Raw genomic sequence first — 16,258 nt, forward strand, 5'->3', positions numbered from 1 at the left:
CTCATTTTCCATTCCGTTAATACTATATTTTAATTACATTTTGGGAAGAAAGATTTCCGCAATCATACAGCGTGCACTTCCCCCTCCATTTACCTCAATCGTATTTAAATCTGCATGAATAATTTCACAATATTTTTCAATGGTCGATATCTGATCAGCCTGTAAAGATTTATACGCAGTCTCACTCATAACAAGAAATTTTTCGCCGTCTTTATTTTGAACCTGAAGCATATTTCCCGCAAATTGCTGCATTTGATCTTCGGTGATCTCAATAATCTCTTTCCCAGAATTTTTAATAGTTTCAATGACGTTGTTTCTCTCTAGCATATCGTCTATACAGTCTAGACAAATCACTACAAATTTATCAGCTACACACATCATTACATTAGTATGGTAAATTGCCAATCTCTCTCCTCCCACAGTCTGGAAGGAATGAAAAACAACAGGACTGAACCCATATTTTTCACAAAATTCTCTGAATAGATTTTCATCTAATCTTAAAGAAACCGATCCATAAGCTATTTTATTATCATGATCAAAAATCATACTTCCTGTTCCTTCTAAAAACTTTTCATTTGCCTCAGAAGAAGACCAATCGTCAATATCTTTTATAGTAAAGCCTTTGCTTTTGATTGTTTCAAGAATGTCATTTCTTCTTTCTACTCTTCTATTGTGCGCAAACATCGGATATAGTACTGCTTTTCCATCTTTATGAAAGCTTACCCAATTATTTGGAAAGATTGAATCAGGAGTATGAGGCTGTAAAGTATCTTTTATAGTGATCACATCAATCCCTTTATTTCTTAATTTTTCAACAAAAGCATTAAACTCTTTCAAAGCCTTTTCTTGAACATCTGAACCCTTTTGTTCAACCTGAAAATAATTATTTTTTGCAGTTTCTGCATTATAACCGAAAGCAATCGGTTCTATCATTAAAACGGTATCTGTCGTTTGCATTTTTTTGATTTTTATAAAATAAAATAAAAGCCGGAATAAAACTCCGTAAGTCCATAATAGCTTAATGTAAGAAAAACCGTATCAATTAAGCCATGAACAATAATATTAATCCAAATATTTTGAAATTTCAAATATATAAGGCCAAAAGCTAATCCAAATAAAAAAGTCATCACTAAACCCGAAACTCCTTGATATAAATGAGGTAATGAAAACATTACTGCACTAAGCAAAACAATTAAAATATTTTTGTCTTTACATAGCTTCCTCAATTGTAGAAAAGCAAAACCACGAAATAAAAGTTCTTCTCCAATAGCGGCACTAACCCACATATTGAAAAGCCATTTAAAATATTTCTGAGGATTTCCTTCAATTACTTTAAAAGAAGAATAATCCGCAGGTTCATTAAAAATTTCACTTACCAACGGCTGAAAAATAAAATCCATTGAAAGCTCAAGAATAAAATAACAAATAATTATTCTTTTAATTTCTAGTAATTTAATTTTTCGAAAATTCAAGTTTTTAAGATGTCCATCTTGCAAATAAGTAAAAAAAAGTATTACGATAATAATGACACAAAATGTATATGGGAATTTTGTATAAGGGTTAAAAATTAATGAAAATACTATTACCAAAAGTAATAATGCAATCCATTTATTAAGTAATACTTTTAAATTCATTCTTATTTATTATACTATTCCCTTACCAAAGGCATTGTAGAGCATCTCAATAATCCCCCCATTTTTGAAATTTCCCTGTAAGGAATTTCTTCCACCGTCATGCCCCACACATTCCTTAGATGATTATTCATTCTTGTAAAAGCTTTATCCGAGACAATAACTTCAGGAGAGATTGAAAATATATTAGGAAACATTTCAAACATTTCCTCATCCGTCACATGGAAACAATTTTCTTCTCCAAAAATATCAATAATCAATCGATAATCACTTTCATCTACGAAGCCATTTTTGTAAATAATACATTTATCATTTCCAACCGGATTAAAAGTACAATCTAAATGCAAAATTCCCTCATATGGAATCCTATCATTCTTCTTCAATTCTAGATCTATAATCCTTTTCTTAGGGAAATATTCTTTAAGAATTTCAATAGCATATTCATTTGTTCTTGCCGTCTTATAATTTCTATAGTCTTCACTAAAACAAGTCCCGATAAAAATAAAGTCGTTCCAAACAATAACATCTCCTCCTTCAATATGCGCAGTTTCAGGCAGATTAATAATATTTCTCCATGCGACTTTTTCAAAGATTTTTTTATAGGCATCCTGTTCATCAGCCCTATCTGCTATTACATTTGAAATAATCATTTTATCATCAATCACAAAGGCCACGTCTCTAGCAAACACTTGATTGTATTCCTGGATAATACTCGGTCTTAAAACCTCAACATTATACTTTTTCAAAACTTTTTCAAAAGCATTCATTTCATTAATAATATCCTCTTCCGTAGGATATATGTTGTGTTCAATTGAATAATATGACTTAGCATCATAACTTTCCGCCAATGTAGGCACCGATCCCATAGAATTAGGCTGACCTAAAACAACAGATTTAAGCCTGCCTGTTTCGTTTTTAATATTTAGTTTCATAAAGATTTATGCAATACTACAAATATAAGTAAAGGTCTGTATTTGTAAAACTTTTGGATTGTTTTTAAAAGCCAATTTCATTTTATTCTATAAAAGATTTAAAATACAGTTTTTGCTTATAACTCCATCATTAAAACACAAATAGAATAACTACAAAAATCGTTTTTTAAAGATAATACCCAGTTACGGTCTACGATATTCATTCAATTGCGTATCAACAATTTTCATTTTATTATATATTGATCAACGAAAATAAAATTAAAACTACAAAATGTGTAAATGTAAAACGATATTAAAAAGTCACTATTTAATGAATTTTAGTGAAAACAATGATAATATAGAACATAAAACACATATTATTGATTATAATTCACCATAATTTCAATTATTTTTCGAAATATACTAAAATAGAATATTATTAATTTCAATTTAATTAAAATCAAAAAATATAAAATCTAATGCCAAATTTTAAGTTTATTTTTCAATAAGAAATCAATAATTAAATAAAATAAAAAGTACGATTTAATCAAAATAAAAACCAAAGTAGTAAACATATTACTACTATATCAAATAAATTTTATAGATTTGCAAAAATAAAACTACATAGAAATTATTTATTCTAAACAAAAATAATTGTCTAACCTCTAAAATAATTCATCAATGAAATAACCCTTACTATATACCCCAAAAAGATCATATTATGTAAATAATTATATAATACTATGAAAGTTAGTAACGAAGCATAAAAGCCGAAGTATTGGGAACACCAGTTCCATAACACACAAAAGCATCAATAAAATCATCACAATTACAAAGCGATCTAAAGCTTTGAGAATATCAACATTAAAAGTAAGTTAATATGAAATTAAAATTTTTAGCCGTTCTATGTATAGGTGCCCTATACAGTTGTAATCAGGAAAACATTCTGGACAATAATAACAATATTGATCTAAACTCATTAAGAGAAAACAATATTTACGATGGGCCTGCAACTCAATTAATAAAAAAAGAAATTAAAAACAGCCCGGCTAATACTTCAACTAAGACCCCTGAAAACTGCGTAGATGTTAGTGAACATCAAGAAAAAACCTTTGACCATTTTTCCAGACTGGGTACAGGAGCCTCGTTAATGTGGCCCGGAAATATAGTTCAAGGGAAAACCATTAAAACGGGTCAGTTAGCATCCATCCCAATTGGAGATAACGGAAGAAACTCTATTGAGGTAAAAGTGGATGCTTTTTCCTCTAGCCCAACAATTCCAAGTTCTCAACTTATTACAGATCCTACCCCCGGTAAAGTGCAAACAGCATTGCAAGCAATGTTGAACGGTTTTTATGATTCGGGTACTAATTTCCCGGCGAATTATAGTATCGACATACAAAGAACGTTCAATAGTAAACAGTTACAAATAGCATTGAATGTTGGCTATACGGGAGCAATTGGCATGGATGTAGGGGGAAGTTTTGGGATCAATTTTAACACAAGTAAAACCTATTATGCCGTTACTCTAAAACAGAAATTTTTTGAGGTATCTGTAAATCCTAAAACAGGATTGAAAGGAAATGATGGATGGATCACGAGCAGCTATCCACAAGCACAACTGGACCAATATATCGCTGCCGATAACCCTGCTGTTTATATCTCATCTGTTACTTATGGAAGGCTATATACGTTAGTGTATGAATCAGATGAAAAAGCAACTAAAATAGAACAAGCTCTTAATTTTGCCTATAAAAATCCTACTGCCAACATTTCTGCCTCTCAAAAAACAGAATTTTCCACAACTTTACAAAATGCGAGAGTGTATGTAAAACAACTGGGAGGAAGTGCTACAGCAGGATTAGAAGCTTCATTAGGCACATTAGCAGGAAACTTTGATTCGGTAAGAAATTTTGTTGTAACTGGCGCAGAAGTTTCAAAAACAAACCCTGGATATCCTATTGAATATGCTGCCGTTAATATTGGCTCTAACCTACCTGTTACCATAAAAGTAGAGGATCAGGTAAATTATCAAAATTGTACAGATAATGGATACAAATTAATCTTGAAAAATATGGATTATGCAACTCTTCCAGTAGTCTTAAGAACAGAAAACAATTGGGATAATAGTGTATACTATCTTGCAAGTGGAGAACAAGTTGTGCTTCCTTATAATGCTAACTTAATGCAATTCACTTATAATGGAAGTCCACTAGAAGAAATTGATCTTAACAATGGCAGTTCCGCAGACGACATTAAATTTTACAAGACCACTAATACTCAATATTCAAAAACTATATATTATAGAAGACAAAATTTTGGCTTGAGTACATTCCAGCCTCTGTTCTTGAACTATCCCAATATTGCCAACACCACAGCATATACTATTATTGATCATGATGGTATTAATGGAGGCCCAGCAGCAAAAATTGAGGCAACAAAAGATACAAATAACAACGCACTTAAAATTGAAATCAAAAGAAAATAATATAGTTAAACCCTTACAATGAAATTAAAACTTTCAACAGCAATTTTACTTACAGCCCTACTATACAGCTGTAATGACGACCAAACTTTAGAAGAGAACAATTATGATCAGAATTTGTTAAAACAAGCAAATATATATGATGGTCCCGCTACTCAATTAATCAAAACAAAAATAAACAACAATTTATCCGGCTCCGCAAGTCCAAGTACTACAAACTGTGAAGATATTACTGAAAATCAAGAAAAGACATTTGATAGCTTTACAAGATTAGGTACAGGCGCAGAATTAATGTGGCCAGGTAACATCATCCAAGGTAAAACGATTAAAACAGGACAAATGGCCACTATTCCAATTGGTGACCAGGGAAGAAATCCAATTGAAGTAAAAGTGGACGCTTTCTCTTCGAGTTCTACTGTTCCTAGTTCTAAAGTTATTGAAAATCCTACTCCAGGAAAAGTTCAAAACGCATTAGGTGAAATTATCAATGGATATTATGATTCAGGGACTAATTTCCCAGCTAACTATAGCGTGGATATCCAAAGAACATTCAGTAATAAACAACTGCAAATGGCTCTTAATATAGGATATACCGGAACTACCGGATTAGATGGAGGGGCTAACTTTGGAATTAATTTCAATAAAACCAAAAGCTATTACGCTGTAACATTAAAGCAGAAATTCTTTCAAGTTTCTGTGAATTCAAAAACAGGATTAAAAGGTAATGACGGATGGATCAAAAGTAGCTATCCTCAATCACAGCTAGATCCATATATCAAATCGGATAATCCTCCTGTATATGTTTCAACAGTAACGTATGGTAGATTATATACTCTTGTTTATGAATCTGAAGAAAGTGCTACGAAAGTGGAACAGGCTCTTAATTTTGCGTATAAAAACCCTGCAGCATCTATAACAGCATCTCAGAAGGCTGAATATTCATCGACCTTACAGAATGCAAGAGTATATGTAAAACAACTTGGAGGAAGTGCTACAGCAGGTCTAGAAGCATCCATGAGTACCCTAGCAGGTAGTTTTGATTCCGTTAGAAACTTTATCGTTACTGGTGCAGAAGCTTCAAAAACAAATCCTGGATATCCTATTGAATACACTGCTGTAAATATAGGGTCTAATCTTCCTGTTACAGTAAAGCTAACAGAACAAATAACCTATAAAAACTGCACCGACAACGGATATAAACTCATTTTAAAAAATGTAGATTATGCTACTCTACCTATAATTATCAAAACATCTGATAACCCTAGTAACGATGTATATTATCTTGCAAGTGGAGAAACTATCGAATTCCCATATAATATAAATTTCATGGAATTCACTTATAAAGGAAGCCCGATTAACAAAATCGATCTTAACAATGATGGAATATCTGATGACTTGGAATTCAATGGTTCAGATCCTAACTACCACCCATCCATTTCTTATCATAAAAACTTCCTTTCCAATAACATGCTAGTCAACAATTATAAAGACTTAGCTCTTGCTAACGCTTATAATATGATAGATGAAGATGGTATTAATGGTGGAGCACCAGCAAAACTTGAGGCAACAAAAGATATTGCTAATAATGCGCTCAGAATTGAAATCAAAAAGAAATAATCCTCTATAAATAGAGATAGGTGCAAGCACTCAAGTGTAGGATCGTTTTGAAAAGTATGTAAGATAAATCTTTTCATGACAACTAAACACATATTCACTTCAACACTCCTCATACTTGCCATAGTAGCATAGGCAAGTATGAGGTTTATATAAAAAAACAAAACATCAAATCAATCATTAACTTAATATGAAAAAGAAAATTAAATAAACAACTATCAACATAAAAAATAAACACTTTTAAAATGAAATTAAAACTTTCGACAGCGATTTTACTAACAACATTATTATACAGCTGTAATAATGAACAGAGTTTGGATGAAAACAACAATGATCAACACTCGCTAAAGCAAGCCAGTATATACAACGGACCTGCTAGCAAGCTAATCATAACAAAGGTAAATAATAACCTATCAAGCTCTGCCAATAAAAATGCTACGAATTGTGAAGACATCACCGAACACCAAGAGAAAACTTTTGACAGCTTTACAAGGCTCGGAACGGGTGCCGAATTGATGTGGCCTGGAAATATTATCCAAGGCAAGACCATTAAAACAGGGCAAGTAGCTACTATTCCTATCAGTGACCAAGGAAGAAATCCAATTGAAGTAAAAGTAGATGCCTTCTCTTCAAGTTCCACTGTTCCAAGCTCTAAACTTATAGAAAGTCCTACACCAGGAAAAGTGCAAATTGCTTTAGGTGAAATCATCAATAGTTATTATGACTCCGGAACTAAGTTTCCAGCTAACTATAGTATTGATATACAAAGAACATTCAGCAGTAAACAACTCCAGATGGCCCTTAATATAGGATACACAGGTACCGTAGGCCTTGATGGAGGAACTAGCTTTGGAATTAATTTTAATAAAAATAAAAACTATTACGCTGTCACATTGAAGCAGAAATTCTTCCAGGTTTCAGTGAATTCAAAAACAGGATTAAAAGGAAATGATGGATGGATTAAAAGTGATTATCCAAAATCACAACTGGATCCATATATAAAATCTGATAATCCAGCAATCTACATATCAACAGTAACATATGGCAGGCTATATACACTTGTTTATGAATCTGAAGAAAATGCTACGAAAATTGAACAAGCACTCAATTTTGCTTATAAAAATCCGGCTGCTTCCATTACTGCTTCTCAAAAAGCAGAGTATGCATCTACATTACAAAATGCAAGAGTATATGTAAAACAACTGGGAGGAAGTGCTACAGCAGGTTTAGAATCATCAATGAGTACTCTAGCAGGAAACTTTGATTCTGTAAGAGACTTTGTCGTTACTGGCGCAGAAGCATCAAAAACAAACCCTGGATATCCTATCGAATATACTGCAGTTAATATTGGATCAAATCTTCCCGTTACCATAAAAGTAGAAGATCAGGTAACCTATAAAAACTGTATAGATAATACATATAAACTTATTCTAAAAAATGCTGACTATACCCCACTACCTATTCTTTTTAAAACAATAGATAATCCTAATCATAGTACATATCATCTTACCTCTGGAGAAAGCATTGAACTCCCATACAACAGTAATCTAATGCAATTTACTTATAAAGGAAGCCCTATAAAAAGCATTGATCTTAATAATGGAGATTCTTCTGATGATATCTCATTTAATGAAGGAAGCGAAATGCCTTTAGGATCAATAACGTATAAAAAACATATGCTTTTTCAAAATAGCATAAAACTTCTTTTTGAAAACTATAAAGATATATCCAAAACATTGGCATATACTATTATTGATGAAGATGGGATTAATGGAGGAGGAGCTGCTAAACTTGAAGCAACAAAAGATGCAGCTAACAATACACTTAAAATTGAAATCAAAAAAAAGTAATACTTAATAATTACATTTTAGCTCTGAGAGCCCATAGCTGTATACTAATACAATATGGGTTCTCTATTTATAAAAAAATCAAATAGTAAAATAAAAACACACTTACATTAAAATGAACTTAAAACTTTCGACAGCAATTTTACTTACGGCTTTATTATACAGCTGTAATGACGACCAAACTTTAGAACAGAACTATTATGATCAAAATTCACTACAACAAACTAACATTTATGATGGGCCTGCTACCCAATTAATTAAAACAAAAATAAATAGCAACACATCCAGTTCTGCCAATAAAAATGCTACTTCGAACTGTGAAGATATTACTGAAAAGCAAGAAAAAACATTTGATAACTTCACTAGGCTTGGTGCTGGTGCCGAATTAATGTGGCCTGGAAATATCATCCAAGGTAAAACCATTAAAACAGGACAAATGGCAACCATACCTATTGGTGATGAAGGACGTAACCCCATTGAAGTAAAAGTGGATGCTTTCTCTTCCAGCTCTACCATCCCTAGTTCTAAAACTATCGAAAACCCAACACCTGGTAAGGTTCAAAATGCATTAGGTCAGATTATCAATGGTTATTATGATTCAGGAACCAATTTCCCAGCTAATTACAGTATTGATGTTCAAAGAGCCTTCAGTAGTAAACAATTACAAATGGCTCTTAATATAGGATATACCGGAACAATGGGATTAGACGGAGGAACTAGCTTTGGAATTAATTTCAATAAAAACAAAAGCTATTACGCTGTAACACTGAAGCAGAAATTCTTCCAAGTTTCCGTGAATTCAAAAATAGGATTAAAAGGCAATGACGGATGGATCAAAAGTAGCTATCCTCAATCACAGATAGATCCATATATTAAATCTGATAATCCTCCTGTATATATTTCAACCGTTACTTATGGTAGATTATACACTCTCGTTTATGAATCAAATGAAAGCGCAGCTAAATTAGAGCAAGCTCTTAATTTTGCCTATAAAAATCCAATAGCTTCTATTACAGCATCTCAAAAATCAGAATTTGCAGCAACATTACAAAATGCAAGAGTATATGTAAAACAACTGGGAGGAAATGCTACTGCTGGATTAGAGGCATCTATGAGTACGCTCGCTGGTAATTTTGATTCAGTAAGAAACTTTGTGATCGCTGGTTCGGAAGCGTCAAAAACAAATCCTGGATATCCAATAGAATATACTGCAGTAAATATAAGCTCTAATCTTCCTGTTACCATAAAAGTAGAAGACCAAATAGTTTATAAAAACTGTACTGAAAATGGATATAAACTTATTTTAAAAAATACAAATTACACCACTCTTCCTTTATTATTCAAAACCATGGATAGCCAAAGTCAAAGTGTATATTATCTTCCCAAGGGAGAGAGTATTTCATTTCCTTATGACACTAATTCTATGCAGTTTACTTATAATGGAAGCCCTTTAGAAAAAATTGATCTTAACAACGGTAATATATTTTCTGATAATATTCACTTCAAACCTAATTATATTTATTACAAAGGTCAGCTAAGTGAAATGATTGATAACCTTTTTGAATACTACCGTGATATAGCCACCGTAAAAACAAATACCGTAAATGATGAAAATGGTATTAATAACGGACCTGCAGCTCAATTGATAACTACAAAAGATTTAACAAATAATTCTCTTACAATTGAAGTCAAAAGAAAATAACTTAAAATGAAACTGAAACTTTTAACACCAATTTTGCTAACTGCTTTATTATACAGCTGTAATGATGAGACTATGCTAGAAAAAAATAATTATGAGCAGATTACATTACAACAAAGCAGTATTTATGATGGCCCTGCTACCCAATTGATCAAAACAAAAATAAGCAACCATCATTCCGGAACTCTCCATAAAGACTATCCAAATTGTGAAGAGATTACTGAAAAACAAGAAAAAACATTTGATAGTTTTACAAGGCTTGGTACCGGAGCAGAATTGATGTGGCCTGGCAATATTATACAAGGTCAAACGATTAAAACAGGACAAATGGCTACTATTCCCATTGGGGATGAGGGACGTAATCCCATTGAAGTAAAAGTGGACGCATTCTCTTCCAACTCTACTGTTCCTAGTTCTAAGATGATCGAAAGTCCTACACCAGGAAAAGTTCAAATTGCATTAAGTGAAATAATTAATGGATATTATGATTCTGGAACTTATTTTCCGGCTAACTACAGTATTGATATTCAAAGAACATTCAGCAGTAAACAACTGCAAATGGCTCTTAATATAGGATATACTGGAATGATAGGACTAGACGGAGGTTTCACATTCGGTATTAATTTTAATAAAAACAAAAGCTATTACGCAGTAACATTAAAGCAAAAATTTTTTCAGGTTTCTGTAAATTCAAAAACAGGGTTAAAGGGGAATGATGGATGGATAAAAAGTAGTTATCCTCAGGAACAGCTAGATCCATATATCACACCCGATAATCCTCCAGTGTATATTTCAACCGTTACTTACGGTAGATTATATACTCTTGTTTATGAATCTGATGAAAGTGAAGCTAAAATAGAACAAGCGCTTAATTTTGCTTACAAAAATCCAGCAGCTTCTATAACAACAGCACAAAAATTAGAGTATGCAGCAACACTACAAAATGCGAGAGTATATGTAAAACAGCTTGGAGGAAGTGCCACCGCAGGATTAGAAGCCTCAATCAGTACTTTAGCAGGTAGTTTTGATGCAGTAAGAAACTTTGTAACCACAGGTGCCGAAGCTTCAAAAATAAATCCAGGATATCCTATTGAATATACCGCTGTGAATATAAAATCTAATCTACCTGCTACAGTAAAAGTAGAAGATATAATATCATATAAAAACTGTCCAAAAAATGAATATAAGCTGGTATTGAAAAATATTGATTATACAACACTTCCAATCCTTATCGACACAGTTGGCAATACCAATAATAGTGTGTATTATCTTTCCAGTGGAGAAAGCATTGAATTCCCTTTCAGTACGAATTTCATGGAATTTACATATAAAGGAAGTCCTTTAACAAAAATTGATCTTAATAACGGAAAGATTTCTGATCATATTAAATTCAAAAATACCGCCTCAAGCGCTAAAATAACTTACCGTAGGCACTTTATGGGAATGAATGGGGTATTAACTCTTTTTGAAAATTATAAAAATATGGCAACGGCTACCGCATATACCATCTTCGATGAAGATGGCATTAATGGAGGTGTTTCTGCCCAATTAGAAGGATCAAAAGACCTACCCCATAATACTCTTAAAATTGAAATAAAGAAAAAAAACATTAATTTTAAGCCCTAAATTCGCAGAATGCATTCATAAATTGCATAACAGGATAAAAATCTATAAACAATATGAAAAATTTTATCGCCTTAATACTAGGTATTTCAGTAGTATGCTCGTGTAACTCAAATGATTTGAATAATGATGATGAGCTATTAGTAAAAAATGACTCTCATCGATCTATGGAAAAGAAAACGATCTCCATATATTTAAACAATTGGATGAGTAATATTCCTGATAGTAAAAATATTACACAAATATCCATTCCTGGCACTCATGATTCAGGAGCATTGCATGATCCAGTAGTAGGACCTTCATATACGGCAAAAACCCAAAACCTAACCATTAAGGAACAACTTAATATTGGTATAAGATTTTTAGACATCCGTTGTAAAGTGAGTGATAATAGCTTTGCAATATATCATGGACCTATTAATCAAAATTTGAAATTTGAAAATGTTGTAAAATCAATAAAAGAGTTTTTACAAAATAATCCATCAGAATTTATTCTACTTTCAATAAAAAAGGAAGATTTGAAAAAAGATAATACAAATCAATTTGCCAAAGTTTTTGAAGAATACTTAGCAGGTGAGTTAGGAAGTCTTGTATACAAAGACAATAAAATTTTTCCATCTATAAAAGAAGTAAGAGGAAAAGTTATTATCATTAAAAGATTTTCAAATACTTCAAAAGTTGGTTACGATGCAAACTCTGGATGGGTCGATAATTACAAGGGGGATTTTACAATTTATAATAATCTATCCTCTTTTACTATCCAAGATTATTACAATATAGATAATTTGAGTAACAAATGGGAATTAGTAGAAAATCAATTTTTAAATGCTTCTTCCTCTTATTCTACTTCTGCCATGTATCTTAATTTTACAAGTGGTATAAAAAAGAACATCCTTTATATACCTAATATTAAAACTGTTAGCGATTACATCAATCCTAAGGTTAAAGATTATTTTAATACATCTACCAAGAAGAATAATGGGGTTTGCATAATGGATTTTGCAGAAGCAAACTATACTTTCCCAGTGATTAACTCTAATTTCAAATAAGCTTTATATATAAAATATTCACTTATCTTCATTTTAAATGGATATTAAAAAGTTTGTATAGTATCCATTTAAATAAAAAAAGCCCCAGATTATTAAAATAATCTGGGACTTTTATAGTATCATTCATCAAGATGAATGTAATGTATTATCTATCTGTTTGCAATATCAATATAATCTCTTTTTTGAGCTCCTTGATAAACTTGTCTTGGTCTTCCAATAGGATCTCCTTTCAATCTCATTTCTTTCCATTGTGAAATCCATCCTGGAAGTCTTCCCAAAGCAAACATTACTGTAAACATCTCAGTAGGAATTCCCAATGCTCTATAGATAATTCCAGAATAGAAGTCTACATTTGGATATAATTTTCTTTCTACAAAATAATCATCTTCAAGAGCTACTCTTTCTAATTGCATGGCTATATCAAGAGCCTTATCTTGAATACCTAAAGCATTAAGAATATCATCTGCAGCCTTTTTAATAATTTTCGCTCTTGGATCAAAGTTTTTATAAACTCTATGTCCAAAGCCCATCAAACGGAAGTTATCATTCTTATCTTTTGCTTTTGCAACATATTTAGCAACATCTCCTCCATCCTTTTCAATCAACTCAAGCATTTCAATTACAGCCTGGTTTGCCCCACCATGAAGAGGTCCCCAAAGCGCTGAAACCCCAGAAGAAATAGATGCGAAAAGCCCAGTATGAGCAGATCCCACCATTCTCACGGTCGAGGTTGAACAATTTTGCTCATGATCAGCATGTAGAATTAATAGTTTATCCAAAGCCTGAACAACCACAGGATCAATTTCAAACTCCTGGTTCGGCATTCTGAATGTCATTTTATAGAAATTCTCTACATAGTTTAAGCTATTATCTCCATGATTAAGTGGTAAGCCTTGGGTTTTTCTATAAGTCCAAGCACAAAGATGAGCAAATTTAGCAATCATTAACTCTGCAGCATGATCCATCTCTTCTTTAGAGTTTACATTAACAGCTTTAGGATTAAAAGCCGTCAATGCAGAAGTTAAAGAAGATAAAACACCCATAGGATGAGCAGAACGAGGAAAAGCATCAATGATTTTTTTCATCTCCTCTGCTACGAAATTATATTTTTTAATGTTATTTTCAAAAGAAGTATACTGACTTTGAGTAGGTAAGCCACCGTGTAATAAAAGATACATTACCTCTGTAAAGTTGGATTTTTCTGCAATCTGCTCGATTGGATACCCTCTATAAAACAATTCTCCTTTATCACCATCTAAGTAAGTGATTTCACTAAGTGTAGCTCCTGTATTTTTGTAACCTAAATCCAGTGTAATTAAACCAGTTTGGTCTCTTAATTTTGAAATATCGATTCCTCTGTCTCCGATAGTACTATCCACGATTGGATATTCATATGAACTACCTGCGTAATTCAATATTACTTTGTTGTCTGACATTATTTATTTTTTTCTAAATATACTACTTTCCATAAAATAGGGCAAACAAAAAATATTGCTTGCCATCATTTATAAATTCAATTATCTCTTTATTTTAAAAGCGTCCAACCCAGGGAAAACTGCAGTTTCACCTAAGGCTTCCTCTATTCTCAATAGTTGATTATACTTAGCCATTCTATCTGATCTTGAAGCTGAACCTGTTTTTATTTGGCCACAGTTCATAGCAACTGCTAAATCAGCAATGGTAGCATCCTCTGTCTCTCCTGACCTATGAGACATAACCGAAGTAAACTTATTATGTTGAGCCATTTGAACAGCTGCCATTGTTTCAGAAAGAGAACCAATTTGATTTACTTTCACAAGAATTGAATTAGCAATTCCTTCTTTTACCCCTTTTGATAACCTTTCCACATTGGTTACAAACAAATCGTCCCCCACTAACTGAACTCTATCTCCAATTTTATCTGTAAGCATTTTCCAACCTTCCCAATCATTTTCTTGCATTCCATCTTCGATAGAGATGATTGGATATTTGGCTGCCAATTCAGCTAAATAAGAAACCTGCTCACTGCTTGTAAATTGTGCAGCATCTTCTGTCTGGAATTTTCTGTAATCATAAATCCCGTCTTTATAGAATTCTGAAGCAGCACAATCTAATGCGATCATAATATCATCGCCTGGTTTGTAACCTGCCTTTTCAATCGCTTGAAGTAAAGTATCCAAAGCGTCTTCAGTCCCCGTAAAAGTGGGAGCAAAACCTCCTTCGTCACCAACCGCTGTCGATAATCCTCTTGAATGAAGAATAGATTTAAGGTTGTGGAAAATTTCTGTTCCTTTTCTCAAAGCATGAGAAAAAGAGTCTGCTTTTACAGGCATCACCATAAATTCCTGGAATGCAATCGGTGCATCCGAATGAGAACCCCCATTGATTACATTCATCATAGGAACCGGAAGAGTATTTGCGTTAACTCCACCCACATATTTATATAAAGGCATTTTTAGTTCATTTGCTGCCGCTTTTGCTGCTGCTAAAGAAACACCTAAAATAGCATTAGCCCCTAATTTTCCTTTATTATTTGTTCCATCTAAATCAATCATAATCTGATCTAGAAAATTTTGATCAAAAACAGGAAGCCCTACCAATTCAGGAGCAATTACTTCTCTTACATTTTCAACTGCTTTCAACACGCCTTTCCCCATGTATTCCGAACCACCATCACGCAATTCGACTGCTTCATGTTCTCCTGTAGAGGCTCCCGAAGGTACAGCCGCACGACCCATTGCACCATTTTCTGTAAATACATCTACTTCAATCGTAGGATTTCCTCTGGAATCCAAAATTTGTCTTGCTTCTATGTAAGAAATGTAACTCATTGTTCTTTTATTTATAGTTCAGACAAATTTAATCAATTTTAACTTTTTTACCTAAAGAATGTCTAGTATTTAAAGTTGTCTTGAGTTAAATTTTAGTTAATTTTATATCCAAAATAATATTAAATAATAACACTAAAAATTTGTTAATTATGCTTAAAAAAAGTACTTCAATTCTATGTGTTTCACTATTTATAATTGCGTGCAAAAATGAAGGCAATAAAGAGGTAATCATTAAGAACTCATCAGAAACATCAGTAGTAAATAATAATGGAAAAATTGACTCCAGCACACTAAGCTCAACTACTATTGAAGTAAATGGTAAAAAAACTGAAAAAACAAATTACGTATATAAAGCAACAGATGGCACACTTGTAAAAGTTGTCTTTAAAAATGATCCCAAAGAAAGTACTGTGGCCATCACAAGCAATAAAAAAACCTTTACCTTAGAAAAAACGACTACTAAAAACGACGAAATAATCTATAAAAAAGATGACATGACAGCACGCGTAAAAGGAGATAGCCTCTATCTAGAACAAGGTGATAATATTATACCATTAAAAAGAACAAAAATCTAAATAACAAAAACCGT

Annotated in this window: 12 protein-coding genes; 7 read left to right on the forward strand and 5 right to left on the reverse strand. The window is 32.4% G+C overall.

Features of this window, described 5'->3' with window-relative positions:
• Positions 1-33 precede the first annotated feature (33 nt).
• The 3 genes from ctlX to CHRY9293_RS02800 are packed head-to-tail and all read right to left on the reverse strand — an operon-like array spanning position 34 to position 2,563.
• Complete coding sequence (ctlX, locus tag CHRY9293_RS02790; protein ID WP_162031513.1) at positions 34-957, reverse strand: citrulline utilization hydrolase CtlX; 924 nt, start codon at positions 955-957, stop codon at positions 34-36.
• 11 nt (positions 958-968) lie between these two features.
• On the reverse strand, positions 969-1,634 hold the full coding sequence (locus CHRY9293_RS02795; protein WP_162031514.1) for a CPBP family intramembrane glutamic endopeptidase: 666 nt from the start codon (positions 1,632-1,634) through the stop codon (positions 969-971).
• 14 nt (positions 1,635-1,648) lie between these two features.
• Positions 1,649-2,563, reverse strand: coding sequence for a dimethylarginine dimethylaminohydrolase family protein (locus CHRY9293_RS02800; protein WP_162031515.1), 915 nt, complete (start codon positions 2,561-2,563; stop codon positions 1,649-1,651).
• Positions 2,564-3,422: 859 nt separating this feature from the next.
• Between CHRY9293_RS02800 and CHRY9293_RS02805 the strand changes: the two genes are divergently transcribed.
• From CHRY9293_RS02805 to CHRY9293_RS02830, 6 genes are all read left to right on the forward strand, one after another.
• Complete coding sequence (locus CHRY9293_RS02805) at positions 3,423-5,030, forward strand: thiol-activated cytolysin family protein (protein WP_162031516.1); 1,608 nt, start codon at positions 3,423-3,425, stop codon at positions 5,028-5,030.
• 18 nt (positions 5,031-5,048) lie between these two features.
• Entirely contained in the window at positions 5,049-6,644 is a 1,596-nt protein-coding gene (locus tag CHRY9293_RS02810; RefSeq protein WP_162031517.1) for a thiol-activated cytolysin family protein, read from the forward strand.
• Positions 6,645-6,886: 242 nt separating this feature from the next.
• Positions 6,887-8,491 carry a thiol-activated cytolysin family protein gene (locus CHRY9293_RS02815; RefSeq protein ID WP_162031518.1) on the forward strand — a complete coding sequence of 535 codons (1,605 nt, stop codon included), beginning with the start codon at positions 6,887-6,889 and terminating at the stop codon, positions 8,489-8,491.
• 112 nt (positions 8,492-8,603) lie between these two features.
• A complete protein-coding gene (locus tag CHRY9293_RS02820; protein WP_162031519.1) occupies positions 8,604-10,190 on the forward strand; it encodes a thiol-activated cytolysin family protein in 1,587 nt (528 codons plus the stop codon).
• A 6-nt stretch (positions 10,191-10,196) separates the two neighbouring features.
• Positions 10,197-11,813 (forward strand): thiol-activated cytolysin family protein, encoded by a 1,617-nt coding sequence (locus CHRY9293_RS02825; protein ID WP_162031520.1) that lies wholly within the window; start codon positions 10,197-10,199, stop codon positions 11,811-11,813.
• 53 nt (positions 11,814-11,866) lie between these two features.
• Positions 11,867-12,859, forward strand: coding sequence for a phosphatidylinositol-specific phospholipase C (locus tag CHRY9293_RS02830; protein ID WP_162031521.1), 993 nt, complete (start codon positions 11,867-11,869; stop codon positions 12,857-12,859).
• A 149-nt stretch (positions 12,860-13,008) separates the two neighbouring features.
• On the opposite strand, the gene CHRY9293_RS02835 is transcribed toward CHRY9293_RS02830, so the two are convergent.
• Complete coding sequence (locus CHRY9293_RS02835) at positions 13,009-14,295, reverse strand: citrate synthase (protein WP_162031522.1); 1,287 nt, start codon at positions 14,293-14,295, stop codon at positions 13,009-13,011.
• An 81-nt stretch (positions 14,296-14,376) separates the two neighbouring features.
• Entirely contained in the window at positions 14,377-15,669 is a 1,293-nt protein-coding gene (gene eno / locus CHRY9293_RS02840; RefSeq protein ID WP_162031523.1) for a phosphopyruvate hydratase, read from the reverse strand.
• 149 nt (positions 15,670-15,818) lie between these two features.
• Between eno and CHRY9293_RS02845 the strand changes: the two genes are divergently transcribed.
• Positions 15,819-16,244, forward strand: coding sequence for a hypothetical protein (locus tag CHRY9293_RS02845; protein WP_162031524.1), 426 nt, complete (start codon positions 15,819-15,821; stop codon positions 16,242-16,244).
• Positions 16,245-16,258 lie beyond the last annotated feature (14 nt).

Source organism: Chryseobacterium potabilaquae (genome assembly GCF_902728265.1).
Classification (GTDB): domain Bacteria; phylum Bacteroidota; class Bacteroidia; order Flavobacteriales; family Weeksellaceae; genus Chryseobacterium; species Chryseobacterium potabilaquae.

Bases quoted from the DNA above. Each gene is read 5' to 3' on its own strand.
- ctlX (WP_162031513.1), bottom strand. From the start codon at position 957: ATGCAAACGACAGATACCGTTTTAATGATAGAACCGATTGCTTTCGGT.
- CHRY9293_RS02795 (WP_162031514.1), bottom strand. From the start codon at position 1,634: ATGAATTTAAAAGTATTACTTAATAAATGGATTGCATTATTACTTTTG.
- CHRY9293_RS02800 (WP_162031515.1), bottom strand. From the start codon at position 2,563: ATGAAACTAAATATTAAAAACGAAACAGGCAGGCTTAAATCTGTTGTT.
- CHRY9293_RS02805 (WP_162031516.1), top strand. From the start codon at position 3,423: ATGAAATTAAAATTTTTAGCCGTTCTATGTATAGGTGCCCTATACAGT.
- CHRY9293_RS02810 (WP_162031517.1), top strand. From the start codon at position 5,049: ATGAAATTAAAACTTTCAACAGCAATTTTACTTACAGCCCTACTATAC.
- CHRY9293_RS02815 (WP_162031518.1), top strand. From the start codon at position 6,887: ATGAAATTAAAACTTTCGACAGCGATTTTACTAACAACATTATTATAC.
- CHRY9293_RS02820 (WP_162031519.1), top strand. From the start codon at position 8,604: ATGAACTTAAAACTTTCGACAGCAATTTTACTTACGGCTTTATTATAC.
- CHRY9293_RS02825 (WP_162031520.1), top strand. From the start codon at position 10,197: ATGAAACTGAAACTTTTAACACCAATTTTGCTAACTGCTTTATTATAC.
- CHRY9293_RS02830 (WP_162031521.1), top strand. From the start codon at position 11,867: ATGAAAAATTTTATCGCCTTAATACTAGGTATTTCAGTAGTATGCTCG.
- CHRY9293_RS02835 (WP_162031522.1), bottom strand. From the start codon at position 14,295: ATGTCAGACAACAAAGTAATATTGAATTACGCAGGTAGTTCATATGAA.
- eno (WP_162031523.1), bottom strand. From the start codon at position 15,669: ATGAGTTACATTTCTTACATAGAAGCAAGACAAATTTTGGATTCCAGA.
- CHRY9293_RS02845 (WP_162031524.1), top strand. From the start codon at position 15,819: ATGCTTAAAAAAAGTACTTCAATTCTATGTGTTTCACTATTTATAATT.